Origin of the sequence: Lentzea albidocapillata (assembly GCF_000719115.1) — a bacterium.
GTDB lineage: Bacteria > Actinomycetota > Actinomycetes > Mycobacteriales > Pseudonocardiaceae > Lentzea > Lentzea albidocapillata.
In genome coordinates this window covers 51,442-66,139 of the sequence record NZ_JOEA01000019.1, presented here as the reverse complement: position 1 = coordinate 66,139, position 14,698 = coordinate 51,442, and the positions used below count along the sequence as shown (strand labels likewise).

Below are 14,698 nucleotides of genomic sequence, written 5' to 3'. Positions count from 1 at the left end.
CTTCGCTCCGCAGTTGACCTAGCCTGACGGTATGAAGATCCGCCGCGCCGCCTCCACCGACGACGTGTTCGCCGCCGCGCACCTGTTCGACGCGCCGCCGCGGCCGGACGCGACCGCCCGGTTCCTGGCGCAGGATCACAGCCATCTGCTGATCGCCTACATCGGCGACCAGCCCGCCGGGTTCGTCTCCGGGGTGGAGACCACGCATCCGGACAAGGGCACCGAGATGTTCCTCTACGAACTGGGCGTGGACGACGCGTTCCTGCGCCGCGGCATCGGCACCGCGTTGGTCGAGGCGCTGAAAGCCCTTGCGGTGGAACGGGCCTGCTACGCGATGTGGACCGGCACCGCCGCGGACGACACGGCGGCGCAGGCCACCTATCGGAAGGCGGGCGGGTCGATCGACGACGGCGCCTTCGTGTCCTGGCAGTTCTAGTTCCAGACCGGTTCGTCCACTTCGGACACCTTGCCGTCCGCCCGGAAGTGCAGGAACCGGTCGAACGACTTCGCGAACCACCTGTCGTGCGTGACCGCGACGACCGTGCCCTCGAAGTCGTTCAGCGCGGTCTGCAACGCCTCCGCCGAGGCCAGGTCGAGGTTGTCCGTCGGCTCGTCGAGCAGCAGCAACGTGGCCCCGGACAGCTCCAGCAGCAGGATCTGGAACCGCGCCTGCTGCCCGCCCGAGAGGTTCTCGAACCGCTGGTCGCCCGCCTGGTGCAGGCCGTAGCGCTGCAGCACCGACATCGCCGCGCCCCGATCTTTGCCCGCGCGCTGGCCCTCGCCGTGCCAGAGGATGTCGACCAGCGTGCGGCCGAGCCACTCCGGGTGCTCGTGCGTCTGCGCGAACAGGCCCGCCACAACCCGTGCGCCGAGCTTCCACCTGCCGGTGGTCCTCACCTCGTCGCCGCCGAGCAGCCGCAGGAAGTGGCTCTTGCCGGAGCCGTTCGCGCCCAGCACCGCGACCCGGTCGCCGAAGAAGATCTCCTGCGAGAACGGCTTCATCAGCCCGGTCAGCTCCAGCTCCTCGCACGTGATCGCGCGGATGCCGGTGCGGCCGCCCTTGAGACGCGGGGTGACCTTCTCGTCCTGAGGGATCTCCGGCGGCGGGCCCGCCTGCTCGTACCGTTCGAGGCGCGCGGCCATGACCCGATACTTCTGAGCCATCACCTCGGAGGACTTGGCCAGCTGCTGGAGCGTGCGGACGAGGTCCTTGAGCCGCTCGTGCTCCTCGTTCCAGCGCCGGTGATCTTCCAGCAGCCTGTCGATGCGTTTCGCTCGGGCGCCGTGCCATGTCCCGAACGAGCCTGCGTGCGTCCACGCGGAATGCGCCTCGACCGTGACGACGTGCGTGGCGGCGTTGGCCAGCAGTTCGCGGTCGTGGCTGACGACGAACACGGCCTTGTCGGTGGCCCGGAGGCGTTCCTCCAGCCAGCGCTTGCCGGGGACGTCGAGGTAGTTGTCGGGCTCGTCGAGCAGCAGGACCTGCTCGTGACCGCGCAGCAGGGTCTCCAGGACCAGCCGCTTCTGCTCGCCGCCGGAGAGCGTGCGGACCTCGCGGAACCGGGCCCGGTCATAGGGCAGGCCGAGGGCTGCGACGGTGACGGTGTCCCAGAGGACCTCGACGTCGTACCCGCCTGCCTCGCCGTAGCCCGAGAGGGCGTTCGCGTACCGCATCTGGGCGGGTTCGTCGTCGGTGTCCATCAACGCGAGCTCGGCGTCGTCGAGCTCCTTGGCCGCATTCCGCAAGGCCTCAGGGGCGACCGAGAGCAACAGGTCGCGCACAAGCGAGTCGTCGCGGACCGAGCCGATGAACTGCGGCATCACCGCGAGCCCGCCCTGTACGTGCACGCTGCCCTGCTTCGGAGTGAGCTCCCCCGACAGGATCCGTTGCAGCGTCGTCTTGCCGGCACCGTTCGCGCCGACGAGCGCGACCACGGTCCCGCCGCTCACCTTGAATGAGACATCGCGGAACAGCTCCCTGCCGTCAGGCAGGGCGTACGCGAGACCGTTCGCTTCCAGATAACCCACGCCCGAGATGGTCGGCGTCGCAGCTCGGGAACGCCAGCGAGTTTCCGGTCACCGCAGGCGGAGCGGGTACCTCCGGAGCACCAGCACGCCGGCGGTGACCACGAGGCACTGGAAGGCTGCGCCGAACGCGCCGATCACCGTCAGCAGCACCGTGAGACCGCCGAAGACGAACACGAGGGAGTAGAACAACCAGGGACGCACCTGGCGGTTCATCGTGCGGGCGAGTCTCGGCTCGTCCGCGAGCAGCCGCTGTTCGATCTCCTCGAGCGAGCGGCGTTCGGCTTCACTCAGCATCAGTGCCTCCGGAGGACGTCGGGACGTCATCATTCCGCCCGTCACCCAGTGGATACTCGAACGCCGCCGGAGTCAAACCCGAGAAAGCGCGACCAATCGGCTGACAGCCCGCAGGTACTTCTTGCGGTAGCCGCCGCGCAGCATCTCCTCGGTGAACAGCTCCGAGAGCGGCTGCCCCGAGACCGCCACCGGGATGTCGCGGTCGTAGAGCCGGTCGCCGAACGCCACGAGCCTCAGCCCGACGCTCTGGTCGGGCGCGGCCTTGACGTCCTTCAGATGCACCGCGGTGACGCCGTCGAGCAACCGCCCGTACTTCGACGGGTGGATGCGGGCGAGCGCCTTGCAGAGGTCGTCGAAGTCGTCGAGCGTCGAGCCCTCGGTGTTAGAGGCTCTAACGATCAAATCAGTGTCTGACATCGGTGACGGCGCTTCCGGCAGGCCGCGGTGACGGTAGTCGGGGCCGTCGACGCGCACGACGTCGAACTTCGAGGACATCGACTGGATCTCGCGCAGGAAGTCGGCGGCGGCGAACCGGCCCTCGCCGAGCTTGTCCGGCAGCGTGTTCGAGGTCGCCGCGACGTGCACGCCGGCCGCGATCAGTTCCTTGATCAGGCGCGTGACGAGCATCGTGTCGCCGGGGTCGTCGAGCTCGAACTCGTCGATGGCGAGCAGCTTGTGGCCCGACAGCCGCTTCACGGCCTCGGGGAACGTCAGGACGCCGACCATGTTCGTCAGCTCGACGAACGTGCCGTACGCCTTCGGGCCGGGCACGGCGTGCCAGAGCGAGGCGAGCAGGTGGGTCTTGCCGACGCCGAAGCCGCCGTCGAGGTAGAGACCGAGCTTGCCCTCGTCCTCGTCCCTGGACCCGAACAGCGACCACTTCTTGCGGCGGACGCTGACCCGTGCGGCGAACAGGCGGCCCGCCTCGACCGCGGCGGCCTGCGAGGGCTCGTCCGGGTTCGGAATGTAGGTGTCGAAGCTGACCGAGCCGAACCTCGGTGGGGGGACCAGGCCCTCGATCAGTTCGTCGGCACCGATCTGGGGATCCCGGTCGGACAAGCGCATGCCCGCACCTTAATGGCGTGATGGGATGGCTCGGTGGAGATGTTGTGGCCCTCACCGGGCGTTGAGATGACCGACACAGCCCTCGAGTCGCTGTACGGGTATCCCTCCGGCCGCACCTGGGTGACCGCGAACTTCGTCTCCAGCGTGGACGGCGCGGTGTCGGTCGACGGCCGGTCCGCCGGGCTGGGCTCGCCCGCGGACCGGCGGATCTACCTGCTCGGGCGCGAACTCGCCGACGTCGTGCTGGTCGGCTCGGCGACCGTGCTGGCCGAGGGGTACCGGGGTGCGAGGCGCGCCAGGCCGTTGCCGATCGCCGTCGTGACGGCCCGCGGGTCGCTGACGCCGGACCTGCCGCTGTTCACCGACACCGCCGTGCCGCCGATCGTGATCACCACCGAGGCCGCCCGGATGCCCACGCTGCCCGCCGACGTGGTCATCGCCGGGGAGACCGAGGTGGACCTGGGCGTCGCGGTCGCCGCACTCGCGGCACGGGGACTGCACCGGATCGACCTCGAGGGCGGGCCGCGGTTGTTCGGGTCGATGGTGGCCGCCGGTCTGGTGGACGCGCTGAACCTGACGGTGGCACCCCTGCTCGCGGTGGGCGACGCGTCGCGGATCGCGCACGGTCCGGTGATCCCGCCCGTCGACCTCGCGCTGACGTCGGTGCTGCGCGCGGACGACGTGCTGTTGCTGCGGTACCAGCGGCGCAATTCCAGGTCAACTTCTCGGCCCTGAAGGCCGAGCGTGGTGCTCGGGCCTTCAAACCGAGTCGCGTTCTCCGTGCGCCACTGGATGTGGCGTGCGGGCCGCATCAACCCGTCGCCTATGCGGCGGCGGGTTCGGGTGCGTTGACGTGTACCCACGCCGACCGTGCCCGGTTTCGGACGTTCACGGCGGCGACGACGTCGGCGGGTCCAGCGAGACCGCACCGGCGACAGCGGAAGGTGTCCCTGGCGGGACGGTTGGAACGAGACGTGTGCTTGCAACGCGGGCACATCTGCGAGGTGTAGTGCGCGTCCACGACAAGCACGGGCACGCCGGCGCGGCGGGCTTTGTAGCGGACGTGTGCTTCGAGCTGATGGAACGGCCAGCAGCTGTGGGTGGCTCGCTGGTGCCGGGCAACCGTGACCCGGTCGCGGATACCGCTCAGGTCTTCGAGCGCGATCCCCCGACCGGTGCGTTCGGCAACAGCCACCAACTGCTTGGCGATCCTGTGGTTGACGTGCGTCGAGTGCCGCCGCTCGCGACGCGCTCGTTTCTTCAGCCGCCGGGTCGCCGACTTCGTTGCTCTGGCCTGCAACTCGGTGCGGACGCGGGCGTGCCAGCGTCGGTAGCGGTCCAGCCCGCGGCCCTGGAAGTTGTCCGCGTCGCTGGTGGTCGCGAGGTTCACGATGCCCCGGTCCACGCCGAGCCAGTCGACCGGCTCGAACAGTGGCTCCTCGGGTATCTCGCAGGTCGCGATCAGCAACCACACGCCGTCGCGGCACACCAGATCACTCTCGCCCTTGCGGTACTCACGCAGGGTCTTGAGCTGGTCTGAAGAACCCGCGAACCGCACGTCCTTCATCCGGCCCGCCGTGGTCCAGATCGACACCGTGCCCGCGTCGTGGTTCCACGACAGGCACCGGTCGTCGAACGGCTGCGCCGCATCCGGCCGGAACACGATCGGTTTCGACTCGGCCTTCACCCGGCGCTTCGAGCCAGCCTTGCCCAGGTTCCCGGCCCGGATGGTCGCGTGCAGCGCGGCGTAGGCGTCCGCGACTTTCTTGATCACGTGCTGGGCTGCCTGCGCGCCCAGACCGCGAGCCTTCAACTCCGCGTAGGTGTGCTTGCGCAACGCGTACTCACGGAACACCCCGTGCTCGAACGCGATCCGCGACACCCAGCCCGCGGACTCGTTGCAGCCATGCAAAGTCGCCGCCAACGCGGACACCTGCACGGCCTCCACCAGCAGCTTCACCTGCACAACGACCTTCACAAAGGAGACCGTACAGCGGCCCGGGTCACATCAAAGGGGCCGAAACCGGACATTCGCAGGGGTCGTAGCGCCATCCAAGCCCACACGCGCGACGTGTTTCGACTTCGGCGGAGAGCTGCGCGAGTTCAACCGCGAAACCGACCACGTTCACCGCTACCTGCAGGGCAAACACTGCTGATCACCCTTCTATTTCGCGCCTCCTGCGGCGGAGCCCACTGGAGATCATCAAGCAGTACATCGAGAACCAGCGACGCCTAACTTGAATCGCGGCGCCAGGGCGCTGCGGCCCTATAGATCGCATTCTTCCCGGCCCTAAAGAGCCGGAGGTCCTGCGATTAGATTGCTGAAGAGGCAGGATGTGCGCGTGGACCTACCGCTGACACCGCCGCTGCAGCCGATGCTCGCCACCGCGGTGGACGGGATCCCGGACGACGCGAACCTGTTCTTCGAACCGAAGTGGGACGGGTTCCGCTGCGTGGTGTTCCGCTCCGGTGACGAGGTGCTGCTGCAGTCGCGCAGCGGCAAGCCGCTCAACCGCTACTTCCCCGAGGTCGTCGCCTCGATGCTGGACGTGCTGCCGGACCGGGTGGTCGTCGACGGCGAACTGGTGGTCGCGAAGAACGACGAGCTGGACTTCGACGCGTTGTCCGAGCGCATCCACCCGGCCGCCTCGCGGGTGACGATGCTGGCGGAGTCGACGCCGGCCACGTTCGTCGCCTTCGACCTGCTCGCGCTGGGGTCCGAGGTGCTGCTGGAGTCACCGACGATCGCGCGGCGCGAGGCGTTGCTGAAGCTGCCGGGGCTGAACGTGACGCCCGCGACGACGTCCGTCGAGACGGCGCGGCAGTGGTTCACGCTGTTCGAGGGCGCCGGGCTGGACGGCGTGATGGGCAAGCCGTCGGACGGCCCGTACACGCCGGGCAAGCGTTCGATGATCAAGGTGAAGCACGCCCGCACCGCCGACGTCGTGCTCGCCGGGTTGCGCTGGCACAAGGACACCGAGCCCGGCACGGCGGTCGGCTCGTTGCTGCTCGGTGTCTACGACTCGGACGACCTGCTGCACCACATCGGCGTCTGCGGTTCGTTCAAGGCCGCCGAACGCCGGGAGCTCGCGACGGAGCTGGCACCGTTGATCACCACGGGAGATCACCCATGGGCGAATCCCGTTCCGGGCCAGCGGATCCCCGGCGAGATCAACCGGTGGCGCGGCAAGCAGGCCGAGTACGTGGCACTGCGTCCCGAGCGGGTGCTGGAGATCCACTACACGCAGACCGAGGGCGAGCATCCGGTGCGGTTGCGGCACAACGGCCAGTTCGCGCGGTGGCGGCCGGACCGCGAGCCGTTGTCGTGCCGCTACGACCAGCTGGAGATCCCGGCCCGTTACGACGTGGCGTCGGTGTTGAAGGGTGAGCTCCGGGCCCGTTAGATGTCCGGCCTGGCCGATCGCGTCGCACCGATCGACGCGATCACGACGCAGCAGACGGCGGCCCACTGTGCCGCCTTGAGGTGCTCGCCGAGCAGCACCAGGCCCGCGACCGCGGCGACCGCCGGTTCCATCGACATCAGGATCCCGAACACGCGAGGCGGCATGCGGCGCAACGCCTCCAGCTCCAGCGAGTACGGGATCACCGACGACATCAGCGCGACCGCGAACCCCGCCGCGAGCACCACCGGGTCGAGCATCGCCGTGCCGGCCGAGCCGACGCCGAACGGCAGCGCGATCACCGCCCCGACCACCATCGCGAGCGCTAGGCCCTTGCCGTCCGTCGTCTGGCTGCCGAGCTTGGCCGTCACCAGGATGTACGCCGCCCAGCACGCGCCCGCGGCCAGTGCGAACAGCACGCCCGTCCACAACAGACCGCCCTGCACGCCTGTGAGCAGCACCACGCCGGCGGCCGCGAGCAACACCCACACGCCGTCGATCCAGCGACGTGAGCCCGCGACGGCCACCGCGAGCGGCCCGAGGAACTCGATCGTGACGGCCGCGCCGAGCGGGATGCGGTCGAGCGCCGCGTAGAAGCAGAGGTTCATCGCCGCGAGCACCGCGCCGTAGGTGGCGACGGTGACGAGCGTGCGGCGGTCGAGCCTGATGGACGGGCGCCAGATCACGACCAGCACCAGTGCGGCCATGACCAGGCGCAACGTCACCGTGCCCGCCGAACCCGCGACCGTGAACAGCTGCTTCGCGAACGCGGCGCCGACCTGCACGCTGACGATGCCGAGGAGCACGAGCGCCGTCGGCGGGATGCCGCCCATGAGACGAGCGGCGGGAAGCCGATCAGCGTGAGCCATGCACCCATCCTGACTCACTGGATTCTCACCTGTGCCGTGCGAGGCTCAGCTTCCCGGAGTGTGAACGAGAGTGAGGAAATCTGTGCGTCGCGCTGCCTTGGCCCTACTGGCAGTGAGCGTGCTGACGGCGTGCAGCGCGGGGCCCTCGAACAGGCCGGTGATCGCGGTCAAGGGCGAGGGCGACCAGCCCGTCGACCAGAGCACGCTCGCCGGGCCGCAGCCAGTGCCCCCGCTGGGCGAGTACAAGACGGACTCGCTGCCGTGGTCACCGTGCAACGAGCAGATGAAGGACCGCTTCGGCGCCGACGCCCCGCAGGGCGACCAGAAGTACGAATGCGCGCGCATGACCACCGTGCTCGACCCGCCGGGACGCCCCGGCCGCGGCACGATCGGCATCGCGTTGACGCGCGTCGGCACCGGCAAGAGCGCGCTGGTCGTAGTCAACGACCCCGGCGGCGAGCCCGGCACGCTGAAGGCCGCGCGGCTCGCGGCGGCGTTGCCGAAGGACATCCTCAGCACGTACACGATCATCGGCATGGACCGGCGTGGCACGGGCCGTTCGGACGGTCTGTCGTGCATTCCGCAGTCCACGCGCGCACAGCTCGTCGAGTACGACCCGGCCGAGACCGAGCAGTCGAACCTCGTGGTCGCCGCGGGCGAGGCGTCGCAGGAGTGCGTGCTCGACCTCGAAGGCCGGCTGACCGCATTCGACTCGTGGCGCGCCGCCGCCGACCTCGAACGTCTGCGTGACTACCTGGGCACCGACCGCCTCAACGCCATCGGCCTGGGCGAGGGCTCGCGCGTCGTCACGACCTACGCCCAGCGCTACCCGAACCGCATCGGCCGCACCGTCCTCGACGGCGCCCCGGACCCGGCGCTCGACCAGGTGGGCGTCCTCGAGTCCCGTGCCGTCGCGGCGGAGGCGACGTTCGACGCGTTCGCCCGCGACTGCAAGACGCGAGGCTGCGCTCTCGCGAACCCCCGCGAGGACGTCACGGCACTCCTGACCCAGCTGCGAACCGGCCGCGTGCGCGGCGAGTACGTCGACCTGACCCCCGGTTCGGCCCTGAACGCGATCCTGGCGGGCCTGACCGACCGAGCCCGCTGGCCCGCGCTCGCCGACGCCGTGGTGAAGGCCCGCGCCGGCGACAGCACGGGCCTGTTCGCCCTGCTCGAACCGCTGGTCAACGACCTGGACGAGAACCCGCCGCGGTTCGACGCGGGCCTGATCATCGGCTGCAACGACACCGCCACCCGCATCCCACCGGATCGGGTGAAGGCCCTCACCGCCGACTGGCAGTCGAAGCACGCGATGTTCGGCGCCGTGTTCGCCCGCATGTTGTTGCACTGCAACCCGTTCCCGCCGCCCAAGGCCGAGAGGGTGGACGCCCTGAAGAGCGCGCCGCCGATCGTGGTCCTGAGCACGGCCAACGACCTCTCCACGCCCGCGCCCGGCACCGAGCACACGGCGCAACGGCTGCCCGGGTCGTCGTTGATCGGGTGGCAGGGCAGCGGACATGGCGCGCTCACCCTGTCGGGGTGCGCGACCACGGCGGTGCGCGACTACCTGATCGACGCGAAGGTGCCGTCGAACGGCACCGTCTGCCCGCCCTGATCAGACCGCCCGGACAGGGCGCATTCGCTCAACCACAACGCAAAGATCTCGTCGCACCCCCGCATCACTGCTGTACCAACGCAGAGGGGGAGCCGTTCGCGTGACCACGACGCGAACAGCTCCCCGCGCGAATCTTCGTGTCAGCAGCCCGAACAGCAGCCGCAGCCGGGCCCCGTGCACCCGGAACAGCACCCACACGTACCCATCAGGGCCTCCCCGTCCTCCAAGCCGGACCTGCGCGGGATATCCGCGCACCTCACGGTCCGCCCCGCCACCAGCCCTGGGAACCCCTCTCACCCGAACGCGTGCGGACAACCACCGGGGCGTCGCAGCACGTGATCGCGCTACGCGCCCAGGTCGTCCAGGGCCTTCTGGGCTGCCTCCAGTTCGGCCCGCAGTTGCTCCACCCGGGCGAGCTGCTGAGCACGCGCCGCGTTCAGCACGCCCTCGACGATCTCGGCGACCTCGGGCGTCAGCAGCTTCGCGGCCTGAGCCACCTGCGCGGGCGGCACCGGCGTCGGCCGGACCGTCCTGCGGGTGCCCTGCAGCACCTCCACGGCCCACTCGCCCTCGCCCGTCGTCACCAGCGTGATCGTGACCTCGGGGAAGGAGCTCTTCGCGGACTGCTTGCGCGCGGCAGGCTTCGCGGGCGCCTGCTCGGCGGGAGCGGGTGCGGGTTTCGGCTTGGGGGCCGCGGGTTTCACCGGCGCCTCCGGGACGTAGGGGTGAATGACCTCAGTCTCCCGCGGCGGCTCCACCGGCGCCGGAGGCGGGGTCGCCGGCTTCTTGCGCGGCGGCGGCTTCTCCAGCGTCAACTCGGCCGGGGAGAAGGACATCTCGTCCTTCGAGCCGGTGGGCCGGACCTGGATGAAATCACCCTCCGGAGGGTCGGTGACGGCCAGCAGCTTCGCCGACCTGCCCTCCTCCATGCCGACCGCGGCCGCTGTGAACCACACCATCGGCTGACTGCCTTCGTCCAACTGCGACCGCAGGTCGACGACGTCCTCCGCCGACAGCCCGCTCTTCTTCGCCATCGCGCTGCCTCCCCGTTCGAACACCTGTGCCCCAGCATGCCCTACACCCCTGACATTTCTGAGCACAGGGTCGGCAACAAGATCACCAACGGGCGAAGCAAGGCGCGAGAGCGCTCTCAGGCTTCTTCGGCGTTCTCGACCTCTTCGGCTCGCAGCCGGTACTCGCACCCGTACTCGACCGCGTACGACAGGTCGTACACGTGCACGATCTTGGGCCCGCCGTGCAGATGCACGTACGTCACGGTCTGCTTCGGATCCTCGGGCGTGGACGGCAGTGAGTCGACCCTGCCGTCGAGGGGACCGCCGACGTACCGCACGACATAAGGCTGGGACATGGCGACCTCCTCTCGCGTTCGGTTCAGTCTACGAGGTCGCCCACTGGATCCGTTCCCGATACAGCCGGTTGGCTCACTCCTGCTTGCGGGCACGGGAAGGCTGAACCCTCAACGGCTCGCCCGGCATCTTCGGGTAGTCCGGCGGGTACGGCATCTCCCCGCGCGGATCGGCCGCGTACCACTCCAGCAGCGTCTCGATGCCGAACGCCTCGGAGTCCAGACCGGCGTGCAGGTCGCCGCGCTCCTCCAGGTACTTCGGCACGGTCAGCACGTCGAAGTCGTCAGGGTCCACAGTGGACAACTCGTCCCACAGCACCGGCGTCGAGACCGTGGCGCGCGGCGTTCCGCGCACCGACCAGGCGGAGGCGATCGTGCGGTCACGGGCGGCCTGGTTGAAGTCGATGAAGACGCGCTCGCCGCGTTCTTCCTTCCACCAGGCCGAAGTCGCCAGCGTTGGGGCGCGCTTCTCGACCTCGCGGGCCAGGGCAATCACGGCATGCCGGACGTCGATGAAGTCCCACTCCGGCCGGATCCGCACGGCGACGTGGATGCCGCGGCCGCCCGAGGTCTTGGGATACCCGACCAGACCCGCGTCGGCCAGCACCTCGCGCAGCACCAGGGCGACGCGAGCGGCGTCGGAGAAGTCGGTGCCCGGCTGCGGGTCCAGGTCGATGCGCAGTTCGTCCGGGTGGTCGACGTCGGCACGGCGCACCGGCCACGGATGGAAGTCGAACGTGCCGAGGTTCGCGGCCCAGACGATCACGGCTTCGGAGGTCGGGCAGATCTCGTCGGCGGGGCGGCCGGACGGGAACTTCACCTGCACGGTCTCGACGTAGCCGGGAGCGCCCTTGGGCACGCGCTTCTGGTAGAACGCCTCGCCCTCGACGCCGTCCACGTAGCGCTTCAGCACGACGGGACGGTCGCGCAGCACCCGCAGCAGGACCGGCGCCACCGTGCGGTAGTACTCGACCACCTGCCGCTTGGTGATGCCCCGCGCGGGGAAGTACGGCTTGTCCGGGTTGGACACCCGCACCAGCTGGTCACCGACCTCGAGCTCGATCGCCTTGGAAGCCACGGCAGAACACTAAAGGCCGCGCACGAACGCCGCGAGCGCCAGCTCGAAGCTGTCGCGGTCGAGTTCGCGGGCGACGCCCGGCAGCAGGTGGGCGCGGTCGAGGTGCGGGTAGCGGTCGGTGTAGTCCGCGGGATCGGACGAGAACCCGCTGGAGAACGAGCTCAGGGCCGAGCCGAACACGATGTACATCAGGCCAGCGGCGATCATCGTGGCCTCGCGGCGTGACCAGCCGGCATCGACCAGGGCGCCGTGCAGCAGGTCGAGGCGCTGGAGTGACTCCTCGCGGCCGGCCGGGCCGTACGCCAGAAAAGGAACGATGTTCGGGTGCGACGACAACGCCGCACGGTAGGAACGCGCGCACCGGATCAGGCCCTCGCGCCAGTCGACCGTGAAGCCCGAGACGTCGACGGTCGACAGGATGGACGAGGCGATGTCGTTGAGCAGCTGGTCCTTGGTGCGGACGTGCCCGTACAGCGACGCGGCCTGCACGCCCAGCTCGGCAGCGAGCTTGCGCATGGACAGGCCGTCGAGGCCGTCACGATCGATGATGGCCAGGGCCACCGACCGGATGCGGCCGGGGCTCAGCAGAGGGGTGCTCGGCCGGGGCATGTGAGTTAACCTAACACTGTTCGGTTAGTCGGGAGGGTCTGTGGATCTAACGCTTTCGGACGAACACCGGCAGCTCAGGGAGCTGGCCCGGCGGTTCACCGACGAACGCATCGTGCCCCATGCCACGCGCTGGGACCGCGACGAGGCGATCGACCGGGAGCTGGTCCCCGCGCTCGGCGAGGTCGGGTTCCTGGGGCTCGGGATCGACGAGCGCTACGGCGGCTCCGGCGGCGACAACCTCGCCTACTGCCTGGTCCTCGAAGAGATCGCCCGCGGCGACAGCGCGGTCCGGGGCATCATCTCCGTCTCGCTCGGCCTGGTCGCGAAGTCGATCGCCCGGCACGGCACCGAGGAGCAGAAACAACGCTGGCTGCCCGGCCTCACCACAGGAACCCAACTCGGCTGCTTCGCGCTCACCGAGCCCGGCACCGGCAGCGACGCGGGCAGCCTCGTCACCAAGGCCACCAGGACGGACGACGGCTACCGGATCAACGGCCGCAAGGTCTTCATCACCAACGGCACGTGGGCCGACGTCGCCCTCGTGTTCGCCCGCACCGGCGGACCGGGACCGAAGGGCATCAGCGCCTTCCTGGTCCCCACCGACTCGAAGGGCTTCACGGCCACCGAGATCAAGGGCAAGCTCGGCATGCGCGGCCAGGCCACCGCCGAGATCACCCTCGACGACGTCGACGTGCCGGAGGACGCCCTGCTCAGCACCGAGGGCTTCAAGCTCGCGATGGGCTCGCTCGACAAGGGCCGCATGTCCGTCGCGGCGGGCTGTGTCGGTGCCGCGCGGGGCGCGCTGGAAGCCGCGCTGGAGTACGCCAAGCAACGCGAGCAGTTCGGCAAGCCCATCGCGGGCTTCCAACTCGTCCAGGAACTGCTCGCGGACATGGCCGTGGAGACCGACGCCGCCCGTCTCCTGACGTGGCGGGTCGCCGACCTGGCCGACCGCGGCGAGCCGTTCCGCACCGAGGCGAGCATGGCCAAGCTCTTCGCCAGCGAGGCGGCGGTCAAGGTCGCCAACAACGCCATCCAGGTCTTCGGCGGCTACGGCTACATCGACGAGTACCCGGTGGGCAAGTACCTGCGGGACGCCCGTGTCACCACCCTTTACGAGGGCACCAGCCAGATCCAGAAACTGCTCATCGGTCGCGCGCTGACGGGCATCAACGCGTTCGCCTGAAAGGAAAGAAATGGACTTCACGCTCGACGAGGAGCAGAAGGAGATCCGCGACTGGGTGCGGACCTTCGTGCGCAAGGAGATCATCCCGCTGGAGCCCGAGGTGCTGCGCCGCGAACGCGCGGGCCAGCCGGGTCTCACGCGGGACGAGCTGAAGGAACTGCAGGACAAGGCCAAGCAGGCCGGGTTCTTCGGTGTCCTCACGCCGCAGGAGTTCGGTGGCATGGGCCTCGGCGCCGTGATGACCGCGCTCCTCGAAGCCGAACTGGGCCGCAGTTTCGTCCCGTTCCGCTTCGGCGGTTACGCGGACAACATCCTGTTCCACGGCAACGAGGAGCAGAAGCAGCGCTACCTGCTGCCGACGATCTCCGGCGAACGCGTGTCGTGCTTCGCGATCACCGAACCCGGTGCCGGCAGTGACGCCAAGGCCATCCGCACGTCCGCTGTCAAGGACGGCAACGAGTGGGTGATCAACGGCGAGAAGACGTTCATCACCCAGGGCAATGAGGCCGACTTCGTCATGGTGTTCGCCGTGACGGACAAGGAGAAGGGCGCCGACGGCGGCGTCACGTGCTTCCTCGTCGACCGCGACATGGGCTGGAAGTCCGAGCCCATCCCCACGATGGGCCAGTGGGGCCCGGCGGCGCTCGTGTTCGACAACGTCCGCGTGCCCGAGGAGAACGTCCTCGGTGAGGTCGGCAAGGGCTTCCACCTCGCGATGCAGTGGATCGGCCAGGGCCGCTACCTGCTGCCCGCCCGCGCGCTCGGCAGCGTCGAGCGGCTGGTCGAGATGGCGATCGAGCAGGCCAAGAACCGCGTCACGTTCGGCCAGCCCATCGCCGACTACCAGGCCATCCAGTGGATGATCGCCGACTCCGCGGTCGAGATCGAGGCACTGCGCTGGCTCGTGCTGCACGCCGCGTGGCTCGTCGACCAGAAGCAGGACTCGCGGCAGGCGCAGTCGATCGCGAAGCTCTACGGCGGCATCAAGGCCAACGAGATCGTCGACCGCGTGCTCCAGATCCACGGCGGCATGGGCTACACCCGTGAGCTGCCGATCGAGCGCTGGTACCGCGAACTGCGGCTGCTGCGCATCTACGAGGGCACCGACGAGATCCAGCGCCGCACGATCGCCCGCAACCTGCTCAAGGGCCACGCGAACATCCGCGGCACGCTCGGGTAGCCCTATG

The 14,698-nt window shown here is 69.3% G+C and carries 15 protein-coding genes; 6 read left to right on the top strand and 9 right to left on the bottom strand.

The window, feature by feature from the left end; translation table 11 throughout:
- The first annotated feature begins 31 nt into the window (after window positions 1-31).
- Window positions 32-436, top strand: a complete 405-nt coding sequence (locus tag IG04_RS0129390; protein ID WP_030479985.1) for a GNAT family N-acetyltransferase — start codon at window positions 32-34, stop codon at window positions 434-436.
- On the opposite strand, the gene IG04_RS0129385 is transcribed toward IG04_RS0129390, so the two are convergent.
- The 3 genes from IG04_RS0129385 to zapE form a co-directional block, all read right to left on the bottom strand.
- On the bottom strand, window positions 433-2,028 hold the full coding sequence (locus tag IG04_RS0129385; protein ID WP_030479984.1) for an ABC-F family ATP-binding cassette domain-containing protein: 1,596 nt from the start codon (window positions 2,026-2,028) through the stop codon (window positions 433-435). The two genes, IG04_RS0129390 and IG04_RS0129385, sit on opposite strands and share 4 nt — an antisense overlap.
- 48 nt (window positions 2,029-2,076) lie before the next feature.
- Entirely contained in the window at window positions 2,077-2,322 is a 246-nt protein-coding gene (locus IG04_RS0129380) for a DUF3040 domain-containing protein (RefSeq protein ID WP_030479983.1), read from the bottom strand.
- A gap of 72 nt (window positions 2,323-2,394) precedes the next feature.
- Window positions 2,395-3,387 carry a cell division protein ZapE gene (zapE, locus tag IG04_RS0129375; RefSeq protein ID WP_030479982.1) on the bottom strand — a complete coding sequence of 331 codons (993 nt, stop codon included), beginning with the start codon at window positions 3,385-3,387 and terminating at the stop codon, window positions 2,395-2,397.
- Between the two features lie 66 nt (window positions 3,388-3,453).
- On the opposite strand from zapE, the gene IG04_RS0129370 reads away from it, so the two are divergent.
- Window positions 3,454-4,122, top strand: a complete 669-nt coding sequence (locus IG04_RS0129370; protein WP_245816746.1) for a dihydrofolate reductase family protein — start codon at window positions 3,454-3,456, stop codon at window positions 4,120-4,122.
- Window positions 4,123-4,210: 88 nt separating this feature from the next.
- On the opposite strand, the gene IG04_RS0129365 is transcribed toward IG04_RS0129370, so the two are convergent.
- Window positions 4,211-5,365 carry an RNA-guided endonuclease InsQ/TnpB family protein gene (locus IG04_RS0129365; protein WP_030479980.1) on the bottom strand — a complete coding sequence of 385 codons (1,155 nt, stop codon included), beginning with the start codon at window positions 5,363-5,365 and terminating at the stop codon, window positions 4,211-4,213.
- A 364-nt stretch (window positions 5,366-5,729) separates the two neighbouring features.
- On the opposite strand from IG04_RS0129365, the gene IG04_RS0129360 reads away from it, so the two are divergent.
- Window positions 5,730-6,791, top strand: a complete 1,062-nt coding sequence (locus IG04_RS0129360; RefSeq protein WP_030479979.1) for an ATP-dependent DNA ligase — start codon at window positions 5,730-5,732, stop codon at window positions 6,789-6,791.
- Here IG04_RS0129360 and IG04_RS0129355 read toward each other — a convergent pair.
- Window positions 6,788-7,657, bottom strand: a complete 870-nt coding sequence (locus IG04_RS0129355) for an EamA family transporter (protein ID WP_030479978.1) — start codon at window positions 7,655-7,657, stop codon at window positions 6,788-6,790. The genes IG04_RS0129360 and IG04_RS0129355 overlap by 4 nt on opposite strands.
- Before the next feature lie 112 nt (window positions 7,658-7,769).
- Here IG04_RS0129355 and IG04_RS0129350 point away from each other — a divergent pair, with 112 nt between their 5' ends.
- Window positions 7,770-9,272, top strand: a complete 1,503-nt coding sequence (locus IG04_RS0129350) for an alpha/beta hydrolase (RefSeq protein ID WP_245816745.1) — start codon at window positions 7,770-7,772, stop codon at window positions 9,270-9,272.
- 344 nt (window positions 9,273-9,616) lie between these two features.
- Here the strand turns inward: IG04_RS0129350 and IG04_RS0129345 are convergent, their stop codons facing one another.
- The 4 genes from IG04_RS0129345 to IG04_RS0129330 form a co-directional block, all read right to left on the bottom strand.
- A complete protein-coding gene (locus IG04_RS0129345) occupies window positions 9,617-10,306 on the bottom strand; it encodes a DUF6319 family protein (RefSeq protein WP_030479976.1) in 690 nt (229 codons plus the stop codon).
- Window positions 10,307-10,422: 116 nt separating this feature from the next.
- Window positions 10,423-10,641, bottom strand: coding sequence for a hypothetical protein (locus tag IG04_RS0129340; RefSeq protein ID WP_030479975.1), 219 nt, complete (start codon window positions 10,639-10,641; stop codon window positions 10,423-10,425).
- A 73-nt stretch (window positions 10,642-10,714) separates the two neighbouring features.
- Entirely contained in the window at window positions 10,715-11,716 is a 1,002-nt protein-coding gene (ligD, locus tag IG04_RS0129335) for a non-homologous end-joining DNA ligase (RefSeq protein ID WP_030479974.1), read from the bottom strand.
- Between the two features lie 9 nt (window positions 11,717-11,725).
- A complete protein-coding gene (locus IG04_RS0129330) occupies window positions 11,726-12,325 on the bottom strand; it encodes a TetR/AcrR family transcriptional regulator (RefSeq protein WP_030479973.1) in 600 nt (199 codons plus the stop codon).
- Between the two features lie 40 nt (window positions 12,326-12,365).
- On the opposite strand from IG04_RS0129330, the gene IG04_RS0129325 reads away from it, so the two are divergent.
- Both IG04_RS0129325 and IG04_RS0129320 read left to right on the top strand, forming a co-directional pair.
- Entirely contained in the window at window positions 12,366-13,511 is a 1,146-nt protein-coding gene (locus IG04_RS0129325; protein ID WP_030479972.1) for an acyl-CoA dehydrogenase family protein, read from the top strand.
- 10 nt (window positions 13,512-13,521) lie between these two features.
- Window positions 13,522-14,691, top strand: coding sequence for an acyl-CoA dehydrogenase family protein (locus IG04_RS0129320; RefSeq protein WP_030479971.1), 1,170 nt, complete (start codon window positions 13,522-13,524; stop codon window positions 14,689-14,691).
- The last annotated feature ends 7 nt before the right edge of the window (window positions 14,692-14,698 follow it).

Bases quoted from the DNA above. Each gene is read 5' to 3' on its own strand.
- IG04_RS0129355 (WP_030479978.1), bottom strand. From the start codon at position 7,657: ATGGCTCACGCTGATCGGCTTCCCGCCGCTCGTCTCATGGGCGGCATC.
- IG04_RS0129390 (WP_030479985.1), top strand. From the start codon at position 32: ATGAAGATCCGCCGCGCCGCCTCCACCGACGACGTGTTCGCCGCCGCG.
- zapE (WP_030479982.1), bottom strand. From the start codon at position 3,387: ATGCGCTTGTCCGACCGGGATCCCCAGATCGGTGCCGACGAACTGATC.
- IG04_RS0129345 (WP_030479976.1), bottom strand. From the start codon at position 10,306: ATGGCGAAGAAGAGCGGGCTGTCGGCGGAGGACGTCGTCGACCTGCGG.
- IG04_RS0129320 (WP_030479971.1), top strand. From the start codon at position 13,522: ATGGACTTCACGCTCGACGAGGAGCAGAAGGAGATCCGCGACTGGGTG.
- IG04_RS0129370 (WP_245816746.1), top strand. From the start codon at position 3,454: ATGACCGACACAGCCCTCGAGTCGCTGTACGGGTATCCCTCCGGCCGC.
- IG04_RS0129340 (WP_030479975.1), bottom strand. From the start codon at position 10,641: ATGTCCCAGCCTTATGTCGTGCGGTACGTCGGCGGTCCCCTCGACGGC.
- IG04_RS0129330 (WP_030479973.1), bottom strand. From the start codon at position 12,325: ATGCCCCGGCCGAGCACCCCTCTGCTGAGCCCCGGCCGCATCCGGTCG.
- IG04_RS0129380 (WP_030479983.1), bottom strand. From the start codon at position 2,322: ATGCTGAGTGAAGCCGAACGCCGCTCGCTCGAGGAGATCGAACAGCGG.